This is a genomic window from Streptomyces sp. NPDC093149, from assembly GCF_044754145.1.
Classification (GTDB): domain Bacteria; phylum Actinomycetota; class Actinomycetes; order Streptomycetales; family Streptomycetaceae; genus Streptomyces.
Genome location: NZ_JBIVON010000006.1, coordinates 433,831 through 453,918 on the forward strand (window position 1 = coordinate 433,831; position 20,088 = coordinate 453,918).

The 20,088-nt window shown below is 70.3% G+C and carries 18 protein-coding genes and 1 pseudogene; 12 read left to right on the top strand and 7 right to left on the bottom strand.

Annotation, left to right across the window (positions count from 1 at the left end):
- The first annotated feature begins 26 nt into the window (after positions 1–26).
- Both ACIQCZ_RS21190 and ACIQCZ_RS21195 read left to right on the top strand, forming a co-directional pair.
- Positions 27–857: a DUF6597 domain-containing transcriptional factor gene (locus ACIQCZ_RS21190; RefSeq protein ID WP_402284066.1), complete on the top strand. Its 831-nt coding sequence runs from the start codon at positions 27–29 to the stop codon at positions 855–857.
- A 128-nt stretch (positions 858–985) separates the two neighbouring features.
- Positions 986–1,522, top strand: a complete 537-nt coding sequence (locus tag ACIQCZ_RS21195) for a GNAT family N-acetyltransferase (RefSeq protein WP_402284067.1) — start codon at positions 986–988, stop codon at positions 1,520–1,522.
- A gap of 18 nt (positions 1,523–1,540) precedes the next feature.
- Here ACIQCZ_RS21195 and ACIQCZ_RS21200 read toward each other — a convergent pair whose 3' ends face one another.
- Positions 1,541–1,978: a GNAT family N-acetyltransferase gene (locus tag ACIQCZ_RS21200; protein ID WP_402284069.1), complete on the bottom strand. Its 438-nt coding sequence runs from the start codon at positions 1,976–1,978 to the stop codon at positions 1,541–1,543.
- 259 nt (positions 1,979–2,237) lie between these two features.
- On the opposite strand from ACIQCZ_RS21200, the gene ACIQCZ_RS21205 reads away from it, so the two are divergent.
- Both ACIQCZ_RS21205 and ACIQCZ_RS21210 read left to right on the top strand, forming a co-directional pair.
- Positions 2,238–3,116, top strand: coding sequence for an NAD(P)H-binding protein (locus ACIQCZ_RS21205; protein ID WP_402284072.1), 879 nt, complete (start codon positions 2,238–2,240; stop codon positions 3,114–3,116).
- Between the two features lie 147 nt (positions 3,117–3,263).
- The gene (locus ACIQCZ_RS21210) at positions 3,264–4,007 is read left to right on the top strand and encodes a Mut7-C RNAse domain-containing protein (protein ID WP_376214112.1); all 744 of its coding nucleotides are present in this window, start codon (positions 3,264–3,266) and stop codon (positions 4,005–4,007) included.
- A 135-nt stretch (positions 4,008–4,142) separates the two neighbouring features.
- Here ACIQCZ_RS21210 and ACIQCZ_RS21215 read toward each other — a convergent pair.
- Positions 4,143–4,610 (bottom strand): annotated as a pseudogene (locus tag ACIQCZ_RS21215) (MarR family winged helix-turn-helix transcriptional regulator); the annotation flags it as partial.
- A 176-nt stretch (positions 4,611–4,786) separates the two neighbouring features.
- Positions 4,787–5,359, bottom strand: a complete 573-nt coding sequence (locus tag ACIQCZ_RS21220; RefSeq protein ID WP_402284075.1) for a TetR family transcriptional regulator — start codon at positions 5,357–5,359, stop codon at positions 4,787–4,789.
- Positions 5,360–5,483: 124 nt separating this feature from the next.
- Between ACIQCZ_RS21220 and ACIQCZ_RS21225 the strand changes: the two genes are divergently transcribed.
- Positions 5,484–6,941: an FAD-dependent oxidoreductase gene (locus tag ACIQCZ_RS21225; protein WP_402284077.1), complete on the top strand. Its 1,458-nt coding sequence runs from the start codon at positions 5,484–5,486 to the stop codon at positions 6,939–6,941.
- Positions 6,942–6,987: 46 nt separating this feature from the next.
- Here ACIQCZ_RS21225 and ACIQCZ_RS21230 read toward each other — a convergent pair whose 3' ends face one another.
- Together ACIQCZ_RS21230 and ACIQCZ_RS21235 are read right to left on the bottom strand one after the other, a co-directional pair.
- Positions 6,988–7,500 (bottom strand): hypothetical protein, encoded by a 513-nt coding sequence (locus tag ACIQCZ_RS21230; RefSeq protein WP_402284078.1) that lies wholly within the window; start codon positions 7,498–7,500, stop codon positions 6,988–6,990.
- 26 nt (positions 7,501–7,526) lie between these two features.
- Positions 7,527–7,874: a hypothetical protein gene (locus ACIQCZ_RS21235; RefSeq protein WP_402284080.1), complete on the bottom strand. Its 348-nt coding sequence runs from the start codon at positions 7,872–7,874 to the stop codon at positions 7,527–7,529.
- Between ACIQCZ_RS21235 and ACIQCZ_RS21240 the strand changes: the two genes are divergently transcribed.
- Both ACIQCZ_RS21240 and ACIQCZ_RS21245 read left to right on the top strand, forming a co-directional pair.
- A complete protein-coding gene (locus ACIQCZ_RS21240) occupies positions 7,873–8,208 on the top strand; it encodes a YnfA family protein (protein WP_376214099.1) in 336 nt (111 codons plus the stop codon). The two genes, ACIQCZ_RS21235 and ACIQCZ_RS21240, sit on opposite strands and share 2 nt — an antisense overlap.
- A 54-nt stretch (positions 8,209–8,262) precedes the next feature.
- Positions 8,263–9,021: an SDR family NAD(P)-dependent oxidoreductase gene (locus tag ACIQCZ_RS21245; protein ID WP_402284083.1), complete on the top strand. Its 759-nt coding sequence runs from the start codon at positions 8,263–8,265 to the stop codon at positions 9,019–9,021.
- 365 nt (positions 9,022–9,386) lie between these two features.
- On the opposite strand, the gene ACIQCZ_RS21250 is transcribed toward ACIQCZ_RS21245, so the two are convergent.
- Positions 9,387–10,580, bottom strand: coding sequence for an RtcB family protein (locus tag ACIQCZ_RS21250; RefSeq protein WP_402284085.1), 1,194 nt, complete (start codon positions 10,578–10,580; stop codon positions 9,387–9,389).
- A gap of 170 nt (positions 10,581–10,750) precedes the next feature.
- Here ACIQCZ_RS21250 and ACIQCZ_RS21255 point away from each other — a divergent pair, with 170 nt between their 5' ends.
- From ACIQCZ_RS21255 to ACIQCZ_RS21265, 3 genes are all read left to right on the top strand, one after another.
- Complete coding sequence (locus ACIQCZ_RS21255) at positions 10,751–11,608, top strand: DUF3558 domain-containing protein (RefSeq protein WP_402284087.1); 858 nt, start codon at positions 10,751–10,753, stop codon at positions 11,606–11,608.
- Positions 11,609–11,887: 279 nt separating this feature from the next.
- Positions 11,888–12,724: a DUF3558 family protein gene (locus tag ACIQCZ_RS21260; RefSeq protein WP_402284088.1), complete on the top strand. Its 837-nt coding sequence runs from the start codon at positions 11,888–11,890 to the stop codon at positions 12,722–12,724.
- Positions 12,725–13,089: 365 nt separating this feature from the next.
- On the top strand, positions 13,090–14,505 hold the full coding sequence (locus tag ACIQCZ_RS21265; RefSeq protein WP_402284091.1) for a DUF2637 domain-containing protein: 1,416 nt from the start codon (positions 13,090–13,092) through the stop codon (positions 14,503–14,505).
- A 179-nt stretch (positions 14,506–14,684) separates the two neighbouring features.
- On the opposite strand, the gene lysS is transcribed toward ACIQCZ_RS21265, so the two are convergent.
- On the bottom strand, positions 14,685–16,457 hold the full coding sequence (gene lysS, locus ACIQCZ_RS21270) for a lysine--tRNA ligase (protein ID WP_402284093.1): 1,773 nt from the start codon (positions 16,455–16,457) through the stop codon (positions 14,685–14,687).
- A gap of 221 nt (positions 16,458–16,678) precedes the next feature.
- Here lysS and argS point away from each other — a divergent pair, with 221 nt between their 5' ends.
- Both argS and ACIQCZ_RS21280 read left to right on the top strand, forming a co-directional pair.
- A complete protein-coding gene (argS, locus tag ACIQCZ_RS21275; RefSeq protein WP_402284095.1) occupies positions 16,679–18,460 on the top strand; it encodes an arginine--tRNA ligase in 1,782 nt (593 codons plus the stop codon).
- Between the two features lie 770 nt (positions 18,461–19,230).
- Complete coding sequence (locus tag ACIQCZ_RS21280) at positions 19,231–19,968, top strand: hypothetical protein (protein ID WP_402284096.1); 738 nt, start codon at positions 19,231–19,233, stop codon at positions 19,966–19,968.
- Positions 19,969–20,088: the final 120 nt, after the last annotated feature.

The following is a 20,088-nucleotide window of genomic DNA, read 5'->3' on the forward strand; positions in this document are numbered from 1 at the left end:
GTTCCGCACACCATAGGATCGCCGCCATGGCTGGTCCGCGACGTGACACCCGAGGCATCGTCGACGCCTCCGAACTCTTCGCGCAGGTACGTTTCCGCCGCCACGAGCCCTGCCCCGAACTGCGGCCGTACCTGGAGCACTACTGGCTCATCGACTGGGACCTGCGGGAGCCCTACGCCTCCCATCTGGTGCCGCACCCGTCCGTGAACCTGGTCTTCCAGCGGTACGAGGACGGCCGGGACGACGACGCCGGGTTCGTGGAGGTCTCGGGCATCGGCCTGGAGCTCTTCACGCAGAAGCTGGAGGGCCGGGGGCGGGTCTGCGGGGTGCAGTTCCGGCCCGGCGGATTCCGCCCGTTCGCACCGGACCGGCCCGTCTCCCGGTGGACGGGGCGACGGCTGCCCGCGGACGAGGTCTTCGCCCCTTCCGCATCGTCCGCCCCGGCCGCCTCGCCGTCGACCGTGCTGGACCCGGTGGACGAGGACGCGCGGGTGGCCGCCCTCGACGCGTACCTGTTGGCGCTCGGCCCGGAACCGGACCCGCTGGCCGACCGCGCCATGGCCTTGGTCGACCTGGTCCGTACGGACCGCACGGTGCGCCGTGTCGACCGACTCGCACGCGCCGAGGGGCTGTCGCCGCGCTCGCTCCAGCGGCTCTTCGCCGCATACGTCGGCGTCGGGCCGAAGTGGGTCATCCTCCGCTACCGCATCCACGAGGCACTGGAGCGGGCCGAATCCGACCCGGAGGTGGACTGGGCGGCGCTTGCCGCGGAGCTCGGCTACAGCGACCAGGCCCACCTGGTCAGGGACTTCACGGCAACGGTCGGCGTTCCTCCGACGGCGTTCGCCCAGCACTGACCACCGGGCCCCCGGACGACTGCCGGCCCTGCCGTCCGCCCGGTGAAGAGGCGGTCCGACCGGCGAGTCGACCGTCCGGCCGGTGACGGGGCCGTCCGGGTGTCAGTGCCGCGTCCTACAGTTCCGGCATGGAACACACCGCTTCGTCGTCCGTACGGATCGAGGCCTGGTCGGACACCGACCTGGAGCTGCTCCGCCGCGCCAACGCACCGGAACTGATGGCCCATCTCGGCGGCCCCGAGTCGGAGGAGCAGCTCATGGCGCGCCACGAGCGCTATGTGGCGTTGAGCGCGGACCGGACGGGCAGGGGCAGGATGTTCCGCATCGCCCTGGCCGACGGGGACGAGGCCGTGGGCACCATCGGCTTCTGGGAGCGGACCTGGCAGGGCCGGGAGGTGTACGAGACGGGGTGGGCCGTCCTCCCGGGGCACCAGGGCCTGGGCATCGCGACGGCCGCCACGAAAGCCGTCGCGGAGCTGGCCCGCGCCGAGCACAAGCACCGCTGTCTGCATGCCTATCCGTCCGTCGACAACGGCGCGTCGAACGCCGTGTGCCGCAAGGCGGGCTTCACCCTGATCGGTACGTGCGAGTTCGAGTACCCGCCCGGCCATGCGCTGCTGACGAACGACTGGCGGCTGGATCTCGCTCCGGACGGGGCAAGCTGACCTCGGGACCGGACCGAGTCACTTCGGATCAAGGACCTTGTCGAAGTTGAACGCGACGATGTTCAGCCGTTCCCGCAGGTAGAAGCGGTGGGCTTCGGTGCGTTGCGTGCCCGAGTCCAGAGTGAGGTGCAGACAGCCGGCCTCCCTGGCCCGCTCTTCGAGATGTCCGAGAAGCCGGCGGCCGACGCCGGTGGAACGGGCGCCGTCCGCGGTGACCAGATCGTCGACGTAGAGCATCCGGATCTGGCTGGTGTTGTCGATGACGCGCCAGCCGGCCGCGCCCACGCAGATGCCCTCGTCGTCGTAGGCGGCGCTGAACCGGAGGCCCTGCACGTACCCCTTCTCGTACACCTCGCGGAAGAGGTTCTCGGTGAGGTGCGGGCGGAGTTCACGCAGGACGGGAAGCAGGTCTGCGGCCAGTCGGGCATCGCCGGGTTCGAGGTCGAGGATCTTCATGCGGGAACTGTAGGCGCCGGGACGCTGGCCGACCACCAACCTCGGGGTTCATCCCTGAGCTCATTCCTGAGCTCATCTCGGAGTGTGTCCAGGAGTCCGTCTCGGAGTCCGTCTCGGAGTCCGCCTCGGAGTCCGCCTCGGAGACCGCCTCGGAGACCGGGGGAAAACGTTTGACGCGCGACACCGGCTTGAGGATATTTATCTGCGTCGCGCAGCTTATGCGCATCACAGGTAACAACAACCCGGAGGAGACCCACCCGTGCCCACTCTCGTCACCGGATGCCGTGGAAACGTCGGCTCCACGCTCACTTCTCTGCTGCACCGGGGCGGCCACGCCGTACGCGCCGCCTCACGCAACCCCGAAGAACTCACCCGCCGGCACACCAAGGGGTCCACCGCGGCGTCCGCCCGCCTGCCCACCGGTGTACCGGTCGTCGCCCTGGATCTCCGCGATCCGGCCACGTTCGCGAACGCTCTCGACGGGATCGACTCCGTCTTTCTCTACGCCGAGGCGTCCGCCATCGACGCATTCCTCTCCGCGGCCGAGGGCGCCGGGGTCGGCCATGTCGTGCTGCTGTCCTCCAGTTCGGTCCTCGCCCCGGACGCCCACGACAACCCGATCGCCGCCTCCCACCACGCGGTGGAACAGGCCCTGATGGCCTCGCCCCTCACGACGACACTGCTCCGGCCGGGCGCCTTCGCGAGCAACGCGTACCAGTGGGCGGAGTCGGTACGGACCCGCGGCTCCGTCGACCTTCCCCACCCCCACAGCCACTCCAGCCCGATCCATGGGACGGACATCGCCGAGGCGGCCCTCGCCGTTCTCACCGACCCCCTGCTGCGGGGCACGGCGTACCACCTGACCGGGCCCGCATCACTCACGGCCGCTGAACAGGTCGGCCTGCTTGCGACGGCATCCGGGCATCCCATCACCATCAACACCGTGACCGGAGCGGCCTGGAAGAAGTCGGTGGCGCCCTTCGTCCCGGAACCGGTCGCCGATGCCCTGCTCGCCTACGCGGCCGCCACGGACGGCACCCCGGCCGAGGTGACCGGTGACACGGAGAAACTGACCGGCCGCCCGGCCCGCACCTTCGCCGCCTGGGCCGAGGAACACGCAGCCGCCTTCCGCCCCTGAGCCCGTCCCTCTGCGCCCCGAACGCCCCGCGCCTCCGTACGCCCCGGCACCGGAAGCCCGAGCCGAGGCCCCGGCAGCGCATCCCCGGAGACATGGCGGCACCGAATTCCCTGGCCGAGGCACCCCGCCCGATGACATCCTGACGAGGTGAACGGACCGGAGATCCACCTCGAAGTCGCCCCCGAGCTGCGGCTCTTCGTCGCCCATGAACGCCGCCGGGGACGGTCGACCGTGGCCACCGACGGCTTCTCCACGCTCGGCCACGTCGTGGAGTCGCTGGGCATCCCGCTCACCGAGGCCGGACAGATCCTGGTCGACGGCCGTCCCGTAACCGTCTCGCACATCCCGGGGGCGGGCGAACTGGTCGAGGTGCGCGCCGTGGAACGCCCCCAGCGCGTCCCGGGCGCGCCCCTGCGCTTCCTGCTCGATGTCCACCTCGGCACGCTCGCCCGGCGCCTGCGGCTGCTGGGTGTCGATGCGGCGTACGAGAGCGAGGACATCGGCGATGCCGCGCTGGCCACCCGGTCGGCGGACGAGCGCCGCGTGCTGCTCTCCCGGGACCGCGGGCTGCTGCACCGACGGGAGCTCTGGGCCGGGGCGTACGTCTACAGCGACCGCCCCGAGGACCAACTCCGGGATGTGCTGGAGCGGTTCACACCGAGCCTGGCGCCCTGGACCAGATGCACCGCCTGCAACGGGCCGCTGAAGGCGGCCGACAAGGACTCCGTCAGCGACCAGCTGGAGCACGGCACCCGGAGCTCGTACGACGTGTTCGCGCAGTGCACGGAGTGCGACCGCGTCTACTGGCGGGGCGCCCATCACACCCACCTGGACGCGATCGTCACGAGGGCGCTCCGCGACTTCGCGCCCACTCCGCCGGACGCTGCCTGAGGGAGCGCCCAGGACGGCAAACCGTCAATCCCGCCCGGAGCCTTCGGGATCCCCAGTACTTCCGGGGCTCCCGGGGCTTCCGGGGCTTCCGGGGCTTCCGGCATCCCCGGGGCCGGAGACCGACGGGCCGGACTCCCGCAACGCCGCGACCTGCAGCGCACTCAGCTCGACCGTTCGCCGCATATGGGCGATGAGCAGGGCCACTTCGTCATCGTCGTACGCCTCGAACATCGCCGCCCATGCCCCGCCCAGCCGCTCCCACACCGCGCCGATCTCAGCCATCCGCTCCGGCACGGTGGCGACGAGCACCCGCCGCCGGTCGACCGTGTCCCGCTCGCGCGTCACATAGCCGCCCCGCTCCAGCCGGTCGACCAGCCGGGTCGCCGACCCCGTCGTGAGCCCGGTCAGCTCCGCGATACGGCCCGTGGTGACCGGCATCGTCTCCAGACCGAGCAGGTTGAGGCACTGCAGATCGGTCGGGTGAAGCCGCAGATGATCGGCGACGGCCTGGTTGAAAAGGGCGTACGCGGCCATGTAGCGGCGCGACTCGACGGTCAGTTCGGCCATCAGCGCACTACGCCGGGCCGGGGACTTCTGCGGCATGCGGAAAGTCTACGAAGCGGATACTGCCGGGCATCGCGCGTCACCGGCCCGGCACAACGCACCCGCCCCGCACCGCACCGCACCGCACCGCACCGCACCGCACCGAGACATCACGCCCCACGCGCCCGCACTCCCCGCTCTCCTACCTCCCGCTCTGCCGCTCTGCCACCTCCGCGCTACGGCTGCTCGGCGGTCAGATACCGCTGGATGGTGGGTGCGAGCCAGGCGATCACTTCCTCGCGCGACATCGAGACCGCGGGCGGGAACCGCAGGACGTAACGCGCGAGCGCCATCCCCAGGATCTGCGAGGCGACGAGGGCCGCCCGGCGCGGGGCCTCGGCCGGGTCGGGGCAGACACCGGCCGTCATCGCACCGAGCTGTTCGGCGAAGACCGTCCTCATCCGCTCGGCGCCGGCGTCATTGGTGGCACCGACCCTGAGCATGCCCGTGAGCACGTCGTCGCCCTCCCAGCGGTCCAGGAAGTGCGCGACGAGGGCGGCACCGATGTGCTTGCTCGGCATCGCCCCCAGCTCCGGTATCTGCACGTCGATCCTGGACGCGGCGGCGAACAGCCCCTCCTTGTTGCCGTAGTAGCGCATGACCATCGACGGGTCGATGTTCGCGTCGCGGGCGATGGCGCGGATGGTGGCCCGCTCATAGCCATCGGTGGCGAACCGCTCGCGCGCCGCGTCGAGGATCGCGGCCTTGGTGGCATCCGAGCGGCGGGACTCGGCGGGCTTCGTCGTCATGCCAACAACTGTAGGCCAACACTCGTTGACATGCCAGTCGAGCCGCGCCTATCGTTGCCAACAAGCGTTGACCAACACCTGTTGGCGCGAAGGTGACCGCTGATGACGGGCCCAGGAGGCAGACATGACCACCAACCCGAGCACCGCACCCGACACCGTCGACGTACTCGTCGTGGGCGCAGGTCCCACCGGCCTTCTGCTCGCGGGCGACCTCGCCGCCCAGGGCCTTTCGGTCACGCTCGTGGAGCGCCGCCCGCGCGAGACCAGCAACATCACGCGCGCCTTCGCGATACACGCCCGCACACTCGAACTGCTCGACGCCCGCGACCTCGCCGACGAGCTCGTCAAGACGGGCACACCCCTCACCACCCTGCGCTTCTTCGGCAAGCTCCCGCTCGACCTCTCCCGGCTGCGGACCCGCTTCCCCTTCGTGCTGATCACCCCGCAGTACGAGGTGGAGCGCCTGCTGGAGCGGCGCGCCCGCGCGGCGGGTGTCCGTTTCCGGTACGACACGGAGCTGACCGCGCTCCACCAGAGCGATGCTTCGGACACCGTCACCGCTGAGCTGAGCGAGGTGGACGGCAGTCCGACGACGCTCGGCGCCCGCTTCCTCGTCGGCACCGACGGAGTTCACAGCCGAGTCCGGCAGGCACTTGGCCTCCCCTTCCCCGGCGAATCCGTCATCCGGTCGATCGTCCTCGCCGACGTCCGGCTCACCGAGAAGCCCACCGATGTCCTGACGGTCAACGGCAGGGGGGACGCCTTCGCCTTCATCGCCCCCTTCGGTGACGGCTGGTACCGCGTGATGGGCTGGCACCGTGCGCACCAGCGCGCCGGCAGCGATCCCGTCGGCCTCGAAGAGCTGCGCGAGATCACCCGCTCCGCCCTCGGCACCGACCACGGCATGCACGACCCGCGCTGGATCTCCCGCTTCCACAGCGACGAACGCCAGGTGCCCGCCTACCGGACCGGCCGGGTCTTCCTCGCCGGGGACGCCGCCCATGTCCACTCACCCGCAGGCGGCCAGGGCATGAACACCGGTCTCCAGGACGCGGCCAACCTCTCCTGGAAGCTCGCGGCCGCACTGCGCGGACACACGGCCGCCGCGGAGGCGCTGCTCGACAGCTATCACGCCGAACGGCACCCGGTCGGCGTGAGAGTGCTCCGCTCCAGCGGCGCACTCGTCCGTCTCGCCATGGCCGGCACACCGCTCCAGCGGACGGTCCGGGCGTTGATCAGCAAGACGCTGTCCACGATCCGGCCTGCCTCCGACAAGGCCCTGGGCCTGATCTCCGGCATCTCGATCGCCTACGCGGCCCCGCACGGCGCCCATCCCCTCACCGCGAAGCGCGCCCCCGACCTGAGCCTGCGGGAGGGGCGCCTCTACCAACTGCTGCGCGACGGCACGTTCGTCCTCGTCACCCCCGTCGGCGCCGTCGCTCCGGCCACCCCCGACCCCCTGGTGCACGCTCACTGGACGGGCGGCCGCACCACCACCCTGCTCGTCCGCCCCGACGGCTACATCGCCTGGGCGAGCGACCACGCCGACCCGGCCGCCCTGCAGGCCGCACTCACCCGATGAGTACGCGCTCCGCACCCACGGCTTCCGCGCCAGGGGCCACCGAGAGTCAGAACACGTATTCGTCCCCGGTGGCCAAAGCCAGCACCCTGTGGTTGTTGTTCTTCGGGTTCCGGTCGGTCGCGCCGCCGTTCCACAGGGTGTCGACCCGGACAACGACCTCGTCCGGCCGCCCCGCCAACTGCAGTTCGAGCGCGAGCTGCCGCCCCTCCTCCGCATCCACGCGCAGCGCACCCGTCCGGCACAGCACGGTCAGCCGGTCGGACTGCCGACAGCCCTTCGAGAGTTCCTGTCGCCCGGAGAGCGGCACCGACGTCCGCACCCGCACAGTGACACCCGGCAGGTTCGACGGACCGCGGTTCCGGCTCTGCACCCAGACCCCGAGCCCCGTACCCCACAGCGAGACGTGCCCGTGGAGCGACACATCCGCCTCGGGCGCAGCGCGCCCGGCCGCCGCAGCCGCACCACCCGACCCCAGCACCACAGCCGCTACGACAATCACAGCCGTCGCCGCCATCGAGACGGCGGGCACCACCGGCGCAGCTCTACGTGTCACTACCATGCCCCGAAGATACAGATCGCCCCGAATTATCCATATATACCGATCGGTTCGGCGCGCCTCCGCATCGCTCCCCTCACGAACTCGCCACGGGGTTCGGACGGTGACGCTCTCGGTGGCCGTACGGGCGCGCTCAGTCCTCCGAGCGCGGCGGTCGATGCCACGGCGGCGCCGGACAGGACAAGGGCGAGGACGAGGGCGAGGACGAGAGCAAGGGCGAGGGCAAGGGCAAGGGCAAGGGCAAGGGCGAGGGCAAGGGCGAGGGCTGGGGCGAGGGCTGGGGCGAGGGCGAGGGCAAGGGCGAGGGCGGGGGCGAGGGCGGGGGCGAGGAACGCCACCGGCAGGGCGCGGTGGACTCCATGACAGGCTTCGTCCATGGTCGTCGCCCGTTCTGTCGCTCTGTTCGTCGTCGCCGCGCTCTTCGAGATCGGTGGCGCCTGGCTCGTCTGGCAGGGTGTGCGTGAGCACCGCGGCTGGATCTGGATCGGCGCGGGCGTCCTCGCGCTCGGCGCCTACGGCTTTGTCGCCACGCTTCAGCCCGACGCCGAGTTCGGCCGCATCCTCGCCGCGTACGGCGGTGTTTTCGTCGCGGGCTCGATCGCCTGGGGCATGGTCGCCGACGGCTACCGCCCCGACCGCTGGGACGTGATCGGTGCGCTGGTCTGCCTGGCGGGAATGGCCGTGATCATGTACGCCCCCCGCAATCACTGACCGCCCGCCTGCCTATCCTGGCCCCGTACCGATCAGCTGCCCGAGGAGTCCGTCATGGCTGCCACACCGATCGCCGTCATCACCGGAGCGAGCAGCGGCATCGGCGCCGCGACCGCCCGACAACTGGCCGCCGCCGGCTACCGCGTGGTCCTGACCGCCCGCCGCAAGGACCGCATCGAGGCGCTCGCCGCCGAGATCAACGAGGCGGGCCACCAGGCAACGGCCTACGCCCTGGATGTCACCGACCGCGACGCAGTGGCCGAGTTCGCCACGGCGTTCCGCACCCTCGCCGTCCTCGTCAACAACGCGGGCGGCGCACTCGGCGCCGACCCCGTCGCCACCGGTGACCCCGCCGACTGGCGCCAGATGTACGAGACGAACGTCATCGGCACGCTCAACGTCACCCAGGCCCTGCTCCCCGCCCTCACCGAAAGCGGGGACGGCACGGTCGTGATCCTCTCCTCCACCGCGGGCCTCTCCACCTACGAGGGCGGCGGCGGCTACGTGGCCGCCAAGCACGGCGAGCACGTCCTGGCCGAGACGCTCCGGCTGGAGATCGTCGGCACCCCGGTCCGCGTCATCGAGGTGGCCCCCGGCATGGTCAAGACGGAGGAGTTCGCCACCACCCGCTTCCGCGGCGACACCGAGAAGGCGGCAAAGGTGTACGCGGGCGTCGAGGCCCCGCTCACCGCCGACGACGTGGCCGACACCATCACCTGGGCCGTCACCCGCCCCAGCCACGTGAACATCGACCTCCTGGTGGTCCGGCCCCGCGCCCAGGCCTCCAACACCAAGGTCCACCGCACCACCTGACCTGACCGCCTGACCTCACCGCCCAGCCTGACCGCCTGACCTCACCGCCCGGCCTGACCGCCTGACCTCACCGCCCGGTCCGGCCGTCGGGCCGGACCGCACCGCCCGACTCCACCACCGGACCGCATCACCCGACCACACCGAAGACCCGAATTCGCCGCGGACACCGCGGACGCCACCGGCACGACGGACACGGACACCGCCGGCACAGCCGAACACACCGCCGGCACAACCGGACACCGCGGACGCCACACCGGCACAACCGGACGCCGAAGAGCCTCGGACACACCACCCGCGTCCGAGGCTCTCCCGTTCAGAGGTCCTGCCGCCCGGAAGGCCCTCCGTCCAACCGTGAGCGAGGGGGCTCAGCCCTTCACGCACACAACCTGCTTGAGCTTGGCGACGACCTCCACCAGGTCCCGCTGCTGCTCTATGACCTGCTCGATCGGCTTGTACGCGGCCGGAATCTCGTCCACGACGCCCGAGTCCTTGCGGCACTCCACGCCCCGCGTCTGATCCTCCAGATCACGTGTCGAGAAGCGCCGCTTCGCGGCGTTCCGGCTCATCTTCCGGCCGGCGCCGTGCGAGGCCGAGTTGAAGGACTTCTCGTTCCCGAGACCCTTCACGATGTACGAGCCGGTGCCCATCGAGCCCGGGATGATCCCGAAGTCACCGGAACCCGCACGGATCGCACCCTTCCGCGTGACCAGCAGGTCCATGCCCTCGTAACGCTCCTCCGCCACGTAGTTGTGGTGGCAGGAGATGACCGGTTCGAAGGTGACCTTGGCCTTCTTGAACTCCTTGCGAACGACGTTCTGGAAGAGCGCCATCATGACGGCGCGGTTGTACTTCGCGTACTCCTGCGCCCAGAACAGGTCGTTCCGGTACGCCGCCATCTGCGGGGTGTCGGCGATGAACACGGCCAGGTCCCGGTCGATCAGATCCTGGTTGTGCGGCAGCTTCTGCGCCTGCCCGATGTGGAAGTCGGCCAGCTCCTTGCCGATGTTCCGCGATCCGGAGTGCAGCATCAGCCAGACGGCCCCGGACTCATCGAGGCAGAACTCGATGAAGTGGTTGCCCGATCCGAGCGTTCCCATCTGCTTCGTGGCACGTTCCCGACGGAACCTGACCGCATCGGCCACCCCGTCGAACCGCCCCCAGAAGTCGTCCCAGCCCGGTGCCCGGAAGCCGTACACATGGTCCGGGTCCACGGCGTCGTCGTGCATCCCGCGGCCCACCGGAATGGCCTGCTCGATCTTCGACCGCAGCCGGGACAGGTCGCCCGGCAGGTCATTGGCCGTCAGGGAGGTCTTCACCGCGGACATTCCGCAACCGATGTCCACACCCACCGCCGCCGGACACACCGCGCCGTGCATCGCGATCACCGAACCGACCGTCGCCCCCTTGCCGAAGTGGACGTCCGGCATCACGGCGAGCCCCTTGATCCAGGGCAGGGTGGCCACGTTGCGCAGCTGCTGCATCGCGGCGTCCTCGACCGAGGCCGGATCGGCCCACATGCGGATCGGGACCTTCTCGCCCGGTACCTCTACATACGACATAGTCCCTCTATTCCCCCGAAAAGTCTGAAAGCGCAAAACCGGTGCCAAGGTCGGCAAATGAGTCGGTCGACCGGCATTCACAGCGGCGCGTGCGATACACATTGTGTCCACCGGTCGCCATCGAGCGGCAACCGTTTTTCGCACGAAGGGAGCCCAGGACCGTGCGACGAATGGCGTACGTACTCGGCACCGCGCTACTGGCAACGCTCGCCGTCGGCTGCAGTTCCAGCACCGGAACCGGTGGCTCCGCCGCCGACAGCAAGCCTGGCGAGGCGACCGTCGCCGCGGCGGCCCCCGGCAAGTACCGCACCCTTCCCGATCCCTGCCGGGCCATTACGGCGTCCACGCTGCAGGACGCGCTCCCGGGCGCGGCCGAACTCCCCGAGGACCAGCAGAAGAAGGTGTACGAGGGCTCGGCCACCGTCACCTACGACACCGACCGCCGGGTCGGCTGCCGCTGGAAGTCCGAGGCCCCCGACTCCTCGCACACCCTCTTCGTCGACTTCGAGCGTGTCGTGTCCTACGACCCCGCGGTGAGCGACGACGACCGCGCCCGTGAGGTGTACACGAAGAAGGAGACCGCCGCCGGCCTCACCTCCCCCTCCGCCTCACCGGGCAGCACGGAGAAGGCGGTGCCCGCCTCCTCGGGCTCCGCGTCGGGCTCCGCCTCGCACGCCCTGTCCGTCCCGGCCTCCGAGGACAAGGACGCGGGCAAGAGCGACAGCGGAAACAACGACGGCAGCAGCGGCACGGCCGACGGCGGCACGTCCGACGGCGCCGACGAGAGCGTTCTGCCCCGCACGCTCGACGACCTCGGAGACAGTGCGTTTCTGGACGATCTGCTCACTCGGGCAGGTTCCACCGCACAGCACCGCACGGTGAGCGTGGTGTTCCGCACATCGAACGTCATCGTGACCGTCGAGTACACCGAGCAGCCGACCACCTCCACCGTGGTTCCCGACAGCAAGGAACTGCAGGACACAGCCAGGGCACTGGCCCAGAAGCTGGTCGACAAGTTCAGCGAATAGCCGCGCGCGGGGCGCCCCCGGCAGGGCGGCGCCCACGCCCGCCGAGTGGCGCACCCGGCCGCCGTCCGTCGTACCGTGGCCCTCCGGAAGGCCCTCCGAAGCCTTCCGGACGCCCCCGGACACCCACCGGAGGAACGACCGCCCACGCCAGACCGACCGCCCGCCCCGACCACCAGGCACCTCGCAGCCCCACCTGCCCCGACCAGCACCAGGCAGCCCGACCACCTGGCAGCCCGCCCCAGGGCAGCCCGCCCGCCGCGCCACCCGAGTGAAGGAACCATGCACCGTTCAGCCCCGCGACTCGCCCGCATACTCGCCTGCGCCGCCGTTCCGGTGATGCTCGTCGTCGCCGGCTGTTCGTCGGACTCCGGCGACAAGAAGGACTCGGGTACGCCCTCGTCGTCCACGGCCTCGCCGGACGCCAAGAAGTCGGAACCGAGCGTCGAGCCGGCGAAATTCAGCGCGCTGCCCGACCCGTGCAAGTCGATCGGCAAGAAGACGGTCACCTCCCTGGTCCCCGGGGTGAAGACCCCGGGCGGCACGCCCGCCGGCTCCAGCGACACCGCGTACCGCACCGGCTGCTCCTGGAACGGCCTCGACGACAACGGCGTGAAGGGTTCGCAGTACCGCTGGCTGGACGTCGGCTTCACCCGCTTCGACTCGGACCAGTCCCTGGGCAGCGGTGCCAAGCGCGCGCAGCAGGACTACGCGAAGCAGATCACCAAGGTCAAGGCCGCCGAGGGCGCGAAGAAGCTCACCGAGGCACCGGTCACCGGCATCGGCGAGCAGGCCACCAAGATCACGTACGACCTGACCAAGACGAGTGAGGACTTCAAGTACGCGACGATCGTGGCCCGCACGGGGAACGTCGTCATCACCCTCACCTACAACGGAGCGGGCTACGCGGGCGCGAAGACTCCGTCCGCCGACGACATCCTGAAGGGCGCCGAGAAGGCGGCCAAGGAGGCGGTGGCCTCGGTCGCCGCCGCCGGCGCGAAGCAGGACACACCGAGCGGGTCGGCCAAGCCCGACGAGTCGGCGAAGAAGGATGAATCCCCCAAGTCGGGTGCATCTCTCAAGGCTGACGAGAAGGCCACGGACAAGAAGACGAGCTAGGATCTTTCGTTCGGACGAGACTGGATCCGGCCGGATCAGACCTGATCAGGCCGGATCGGCGAGCGGGCACGGCGCGCCCCGACGGCCCTGCTCGGAAACGGATTCACGAAGCCCGGTACTCCCCCGAGTACCGGGCTTCGCCCCTCCCCGCGCAACGTGCCGCGCCCTCATGTGCCAGGCTGTGCGCGCCAGAAGTCGAAGCAGGACGTCGCAGCGGGACGTTGAAGCGGGACGCCGGACCACGGCGTCGAAGCAGAACGTGGACGCAGAACGTCGAAGCAGAACGTCGAAGCAGAACATCGGCGCGGAACGTCGACGCGCGACGTCGGATACGGGAAACGGGGAGGGGAACGCGGGTGGCCGCGATGCAGCTGACACGCACCCACCGGATACTCATCGGTCTCGTGGTCGCCGGTGCGGTGCTCATCGCCGCGATCGGCTTCGCGGGCTCGTACGCGGCGGTGCGCGAACTCGCCCTGGAGAAGGGCTTCGGGAACTTCTCGCTGGTCTTCCCGATCGGCATCGACGCGGGCATCTGTGTGCTGCTCGCCCTGGATCTGCTGCTGACCTGGCTGCGCATCCCGTTCCCGCTGCTGCGCCAGACGGCCTGGCTGCTGACCGCCGCGACGATCGCCTTCAACGGCGCCGCGGCCTGGCCCGACCCGCTCGGCGTCGGCATGCACGCGGTCATCCCGGTGCTGTTCGTGGTCTCCGTCGAGGCCGCCCGGCACGCCGTGGGCCGGATCGCCGACATCACCGCCGACAAGCACATGGAGGGCGTGCGGCTCACCCGCTGGCTGCTCTCCCCCGTGCCGACGTTCAAGCTGTGGCGTCGGATGAAGCTCTGGGAGCTCCGCTCGTACGAGCAGGTCATCAAGCTCGAACAGGACCGGCTGATCTACCAGGCCCGCCTCCAGGCCCGCTTCGGCCGCAGCTGGCGCCGCAAGGCACCCGTCGAGTCCCTGATGCCGCTGCGCCTGGCGAAGTACGGCGTCCCGCTGGCCGACACCGGCCCGGCCGGTCTCGCCGCCGCAGGCATCGAACCGGCCCTGCTGCCGCCTGCCCCGGCCCTGGCCGCCGCCGAAGCCGACGAGTTCCAGCCGGAGTTGTCGTACGCCGGGCCCCACCCCGAGCAGCAGCACACCCAGCAGCAGTTCGGGCCGCACCAGCAGTACGAGCCGCACCAGCAGCAGCACACGCACCCTGCTGACCCGGCCGCTGCCGAGCGGTGGCCTCAGGAGGGCCCCGGCTCGCACGAGAGCCCGTGGTTCGCGGCGCCCCAGGTGCCCGACGACGCGTACGAGAGTGCGTACGACCCGACGTACGTCGAGGGCCTGGAGCCCACCCCCGTCATGGTCCCGCTGGGTCCCGGCGGCCGCACCCGCCCCCTGGGCAGCGTGGGCACGATCGGCGCCGTCCCGGGCCCCCGCGCCGCGGAACCCGATCCGGCGCCCCGCACCGACGAGCAGCAGCCGCAGGAACCCCGGAAGGACCCGGCACAGAACTCCTCCCAGGACCCGGCGCAGAACCCGGCCCAGGACCCGGCGCAGGACCCGGCCGAGTGGGCGCAGGAGGACGCGGAGTTCGCCGCGATCGCGTACGAGGTGTTCGCCGCGTTCGTGAACCAGCACAACGACTACCCGAGCGTCGACGCCCTGGACATACACGTCACGGACGGTCACAACGTCAGGCACCCGCGCAGCGCGGCGCTGATCCGCCGCTTCATGCCGGAGTTCAAGAACCGCTACCACGCCGAGCTCGAAGCGGACCACATCGCCTGAGAGCCTGTCGGGTGACCTCGGACCGCGCCCGCCGTCCGGTCCGAGGCCACCCGACAGGCTCTGAGCCCCGCCCCGCATCCGGCGAGGGGGGCAGGGGCGGCAAGCGCGGCAACACCTGCAAAGACGACGGAGGGCCGTCACCCGAATCACCGGGTGACGGCCCTCCGTACGAAAGGCGCCTACGCGCCCAGCAGCCTGCGCACCCGGTCTGCCCCCACGGCCAGCAGCAGCGTGGGCAGCCGCGGCCCCGTGTCCCGGCTGACCAGCAGCCGGTACAGGAGCGCGAAGAACGACCGCTGCGCGGCCTTCAGCTCGGGCGTCGGCTTGGCGTCCGGCTCCAGACCCGCCAGGATCTTCGGCACGCCGTAGACGAGCGTGGTGAGCCCGTCCAGCGACCAGTGCGAGTCCAGCCCTTCCAGAAGCAGCCGCAGCGACTCCCGTCCCTGCTCGTCCAGGGAGCCGAGCAGTTCCTTGTCCGCCTCGTCGCGGACGATGGTGCGGGCCTCGGCCGGGACCTGACTGGTGATCCAGTTCTCGGCGCGGTCGAGACGGGGCCGGGCCTCGTCCAGCGAGGTCAGCGGGTTCTCCGGGTCCAGCTCGCTGAGAATGCGCAGCGTCTGCTCGTCGTGCCCGGCCGTGATGTCGACGACCGAGGCGAGCGTGCGATACGGGAGCGGGCGCGGTGTACGCGCCAGCTCACCGGCGGCCGTGCCGATGGCCCGCGCGTACGCGGCGGCGTCGGCCGGCAGCACCGAGCCGTCGGCGACCTTGCGCGCCAGCGAGTCCCACTCGTCGTAGAGCCGCTGGATCTCCTGGTCGAAGGCGATCTTGAAGGACTGGTTGGGCCTGCGGCGCGCGTACAGCCAGCGCAGCAGGGGCGCCTCCATGATCTTCAGCGCGTCGGCCGGGGTCGGCACGCCGCCCTTGCTGGAGGACATCTTCGCCATGCCGGAGATGCCGACGAAGGCGTACATCGGGCCGATCGGCTGCACGCCGTCGAAGATCTCGCGGACGATCTGGCCGCCGACGACGAACGAGGAGCCCGGCGAGGAGTGGTCCACCCCGCTCGGCTCGAAGATCACGCCCTCGTACGCCCACCGCATCGGCCAGTCGACCTTCCAGACCAGCTTGCCGCGGTTGAACTCGCTCAGCCGGACGGTCTCGGCGAAACCGCAGGCCGTGCAGGTGTAGTTCAGCTCGGTGCTGTCGTCGTCGTACGACGTGACGGTCGTGAGGTCCTTCTCGCAGTTGCCGCAGTAGGGCTTGTACGGGAAGTAGCCGGCCGAGCCGCCGCTGCCGTCGTCCTCGGCGGCCGCGCCGGAACCCTCCTCGGCCTCCAGTTCCGCCTCGTCGACCTTCTTCTGCTGCTGCGGCTTCTTGCCGCCCTTGCCGCCTGCCGCGCCCGCCGCCGGGTCCTTCTTCGTCCGGTACCGGTCGAGGACGGCGTCGATGTCGGCGCGGTGCTTCATCGCGTGCAGGATCTGCTCGCGGTACGCGCCCATCGTGTACTGCTCGGTCTGGCTGATGCCGTCGTACTCGACGCCGAGCTCGTCCAGCGCGGCGGTCATGGCGGCCTTGAAGTGCTCGGCCCAGTTCGGGTACGTCGACCCGGCCGGGGCGGGCACCGAGGTCAGCGGCTTGCCGATGTGCTCGGCCCAGGACTCGTCGACACCCGGGACGCCGTTCGGAACCTTGCGGTAGCGGTCGTAGTCGTCCCAGGAGATCAGGTGCCGGACGGTGTGCCCGCGGCGGCGGATCTCGTCGGCGACCAGGTGCGGGGTCATGACCTCGCGGAGGTTGCCCAGGTGGATCGGGCCGGACGGGGAGAGGCCGGACGCGACGACGACCGGTTTGCCAGGCGCACGACGCTCCGATTCGGCGATGACATCGTCCGCGAAGCGGGAGACCCAGTCGGTCTCGGTGCTGCTCTGACTCTGAGCCACGGTCTGCACGTCCTTCTCTCTTGTGGGGCTCGTCAGGGACAAACCCTGATGGGACTCATGGACCCCTCGACGGACTCGCGGAGGCCCCTGTGGGACGGGTGGGGCCCTGTGCGACGCGCAGGGGCAGCCCCCATTCTCCCAGGTCCCCCCGGCAGCGCGAAAACGGCTTTACCCGCCGTGGAATACTGGGTGTGATCCCTTGTACCCCTACGGAAACGGCAGCCCGTCCCATGCCTGAGCACGGCTCGGTCAATTCCCTCGCTTCCACGCTCCAGCAGCAGCTGGCGGACGCCCTGACGGCAGCTCTGCCGGAGGCCGGCGCCGCGGACCCGCTGCTGCGACGAAGCGACCGGGCCGACTTCCAGGCCAACGGCATCCTGGCGCTGGCCAAGAAGCTCAAGGGCAACCCGCGCGAGCTGGCGTCCCAGGTCACGGCCGCGATCCCGGCGGGTGGCCTGATCAAGGAGATCGAGGTCTCCGGCCCCGGCTTCCTGAACGTCACGCTCAGCGACCGGGCGATCATCGAGACGCTCGCCGCGCGTGACGCGGACGACGAGGGCCGGCTCGGCGTGCCGTACAACAGCGCCGCGGGCACGACGGTCATCGACTACGCGCAGCCGAACGTGGCCAAGGAGATGCACGTCGGTCACCTCCGGTCCGCGGTGATCGGTGACGCGATGGTGCACATCCTGGAGTTCACCGGCGAGACCGTGGTCCGCCGGCACCACATCGGCGACTGGGGCACCCAGTTCGGCATGCTCATCCAGTACCTGATCGAGCACCCGGGCGAGCTGACCCACGAGGGCGACGGCGGCGCGGCGGAGGGCGAAGCCGCCATGTCCTCGCTGAACCGGCTCTACAAGGCCTCGCGGGCGCTCTTCGACTCCGACGAGGAGTTCAAGGCCCGTTCCCGGGACCGGGTCGTCGCGCTCCAGGCCGGTGACGAGGAGACGCTGGCCCTGTGGCAGCGCTTCGTCGACGAGTCGAAGATCTACTTCTACTCGGTCTTCGACAAGCTCGACATGGAGATCCGCGACCCCGACATCATCGGCGAGTCCGGCTACAACGACATGCTGGAGGAGACCTGCCGCATCCTGGAGGAGTCGGGCGTCGCCGTCCGCTCCGAGGGCGCGCTGTGCGTCTTCTTCGACGATGTGAAGGGCCCGGACGGCAACCCGGTGCCGCTGATCGTCAAGAAGTCCAACGGCGGCTACGGCTACGCGGCGACGGACCTCTCCGCGATCCGCGACCGGGTCCAGAACCTCAAGGCGAACACCCTGCTGTACGTGGTGGACGCGCGGCAGTCCCTGCACTTCAAGATGGTCTTCGAGACGGCCCGCCGGGCCGGCTGGCTGAACGAGGACGTCAAGGCCGTGCAGCTCGCCTTCGGCACGGTGCTGGGCAAGGACGGCAAGCCGTTCAAGACCCGTGAGGGCGAGACGGTCCGGCTGCAGGACCTGCTGGACGAGGCGATCGACCGGGCGTCCGCGGTCGTGCGCGAGAAGGCACAGGACCTCACCGACGAGGAGATCACCGAGCGGGCCACGCAGGTCGGCATCGGCGCGGTGAAGTACGCGGACCTGTCGACGTCGGCCGCCCGCGACTACAAGTTCGACCTGGACCAGATGGTGTCGCTGACCGGCGACACGAGCGTGTACATCCAGTACGCGCACGCCCGGTCCCGCTCCATCAAGCGCAAGGCGGGCGAGCTGAAGTCCCAGCCGCACCCGGAGCTGGAGCTGGCCCCGGCCGAGCGCGCGCTGGGCCTGCACCTGGACCAGTTCGGCGAGATCGTGGCCGAGGTCGCCGCCGCGTACGAGCCGCACAAGCTGGCCTCGTACCTCTACCAGCTGTCGTCGCTCTTCACGACGTTCTACGACCAGTGCCCGGTGCTGAAGCCCGAGGTGCCGGGCGATGTGGCCGAGAACCGCCTCTTCTTCTCGGACCTCACCGCCCGCACCCTGCACCAGGGCATGGAGCTGCTCGGCATCAGGACCCCCGAGCGCCTCTGAGCCCCGGCCAACCCCCTCACGCATCCGGCCCAGTCGGTGACCGTCACTCGGTCACCCACTGGGCCGTTTCGTGCTGGTGGGCGTGCTGCGGCCACGCCTTGATGCCACTCGTACGGAACGGTTTCCCACCGCCGTCGATGCGCGGCGTCCCCACACGGCCACCGCTGCTCCGGTCGGGTTCCGGGTACCGGCTGACGTCATGCCCTTGGTGCGCCGGCTCCTTCGGCGGAGCCGCGAATCCCTGAAGCTCCGGCGTCGCCAACGCGACGCTCGCCTCCCTGGTCCGTCCCGGAACACCGTTCCAGGGACCTGGAATCTGCGCAGGTCACGGCACGCGTACGCGTTCCGGCTTCCCCAATGACCCGATCGGCGTTGCGGACGGAACACCGCGCCCCACAGTCTGTGGACACACCGAGAGACCACCGGGACGACTCAGTGCGAACCCTTCTCCGCATCGAACTGATCGATGTCGTGGCCATCGGCGTGGTGATCGTTTCCACAGCGATCGTCATGGTCCTGATCTGCCACCCCTGAACGAACGACCTCCACACCGCACACGGGGAGCACCACCATGCGCAGCAACCGCATCCGCACCATGGCCCTCACCGCGACCGCCCTCCTGGCCGCCCTCTTGTCCACTGGCAGAGCAACATGACCGACGCCCTCACCTGCTGAGCCGCTGAGCGCGCGTCACGCACGGGCCCCCAACTCGCTGCCACCCGCGGGCAGTAGACCGTAGAATTCGACGATCGAGACCTGAGGGGGGCGGCGTGCGGGCGACAAGTGGTGACAGGCCGACGGCATCGGGCGTACGGGCCGCGGCGGCAGCCACCGCGGCCGTCGCCGCGGCCGTCTCGCTGGTGCTGGTCACCGGGTGCGGCAAGGTGGCGGATCATCGCGCGTCGGACACCGGATCCAGCAGCCCGACCGCCTCGCCGACCCCGAGCGTGAACCCGTCCTACGGCGCGGAGTACCTCGCCGAGAACGAGTGCGCCGCCCCCGTTCCCGGCCAGCCGAAGGCGTACCGTGAGGTCTCCTGCAAGGATCCCGAGGCCGTCGCCAAGGTCATCGACCGGGCGGACATCGGCATCTCCGAGCCTTTTTCGGCCACCGCCTGTTCGCCGCACACCGACTTCGCGATCAATGTGCCGGTCAGTCTCGCCCTTCTGGAGGACAGGCAGGTGACGGGCGAGGGCTACGCCTGCATGCGCAACCTGAAGCCTCCGCACCCCGGCGACACCGGTGGGGGCGGCGGCCCCAGGATCGAGGTCGGCGACTGCGTGCACAGCGGACCGAAGAAGGACGACGCCATCAAGGAGGTCGCCTGCCGGACCAAGGGCAAGAAGGACGGCGCGACCCACAAGATCACGGAGATCCTTGAGGACACGTTCGCGTTCGGTTTCAACGACCCGTGCGAGGGCAGGGCCGACGCGATCTTCACCGACGACCCGCTTTTCGACTCCGACAAGGCCAAGAGCGACCGCGTCCTCTGCGCCAAGAAGCTCTGACCCGGCCCCTCCGCCCGAAGAGCCTCGACGACCTCGAAGGCCCGGGAGGAGATCCCGGAGGAAGCCGGGGAAGAGATCCCGGAAGGGGGCCCGGGAAGAGATCCCGGAGGACCCGCTCCC

Excerpts from the sequence above, each read along its gene's own strand:
- ACIQCZ_RS21235 (WP_402284080.1), bottom strand. The coding sequence starts at position 7,874 with ATGGACGAAGCCTGTCATGGAGTCCACCGCGCCCTGCCGGTGGCGTTC.
- ACIQCZ_RS21190 (WP_402284066.1), top strand. The coding sequence starts at position 27 with ATGGCTGGTCCGCGACGTGACACCCGAGGCATCGTCGACGCCTCCGAA.
- ACIQCZ_RS21230 (WP_402284078.1), bottom strand. The coding sequence starts at position 7,500 with ATGGTAGTGACACGTAGAGCTGCGCCGGTGGTGCCCGCCGTCTCGATG.
- ACIQCZ_RS21220 (WP_402284075.1), bottom strand. The coding sequence starts at position 5,359 with ATGACGACGAAGCCCGCCGAGTCCCGCCGCTCGGATGCCACCAAGGCC.
- argS (WP_402284095.1), top strand. The coding sequence starts at position 16,679 with ATGCCTGAGCACGGCTCGGTCAATTCCCTCGCTTCCACGCTCCAGCAG.
- ACIQCZ_RS21200 (WP_402284069.1), bottom strand. The coding sequence starts at position 1,978 with ATGAAGATCCTCGACCTCGAACCCGGCGATGCCCGACTGGCCGCAGAC.
- ACIQCZ_RS21225 (WP_402284077.1), top strand. The coding sequence starts at position 5,484 with ATGACCACCAACCCGAGCACCGCACCCGACACCGTCGACGTACTCGTC.
- ACIQCZ_RS21240 (WP_376214099.1), top strand. The coding sequence starts at position 7,873 with ATGGTCGTCGCCCGTTCTGTCGCTCTGTTCGTCGTCGCCGCGCTCTTC.
- ACIQCZ_RS21265 (WP_402284091.1), top strand. The coding sequence starts at position 13,090 with ATGCAGCTGACACGCACCCACCGGATACTCATCGGTCTCGTGGTCGCC.
- ACIQCZ_RS21250 (WP_402284085.1), bottom strand. The coding sequence starts at position 10,580 with ATGTCGTATGTAGAGGTACCGGGCGAGAAGGTCCCGATCCGCATGTGG.
- ACIQCZ_RS21245 (WP_402284083.1), top strand. The coding sequence starts at position 8,263 with ATGGCTGCCACACCGATCGCCGTCATCACCGGAGCGAGCAGCGGCATC.
- ACIQCZ_RS21260 (WP_402284088.1), top strand. The coding sequence starts at position 11,888 with ATGCACCGTTCAGCCCCGCGACTCGCCCGCATACTCGCCTGCGCCGCC.
- ACIQCZ_RS21255 (WP_402284087.1), top strand. The coding sequence starts at position 10,751 with ATGGCGTACGTACTCGGCACCGCGCTACTGGCAACGCTCGCCGTCGGC.
- ACIQCZ_RS21195 (WP_402284067.1), top strand. The coding sequence starts at position 986 with ATGGAACACACCGCTTCGTCGTCCGTACGGATCGAGGCCTGGTCGGAC.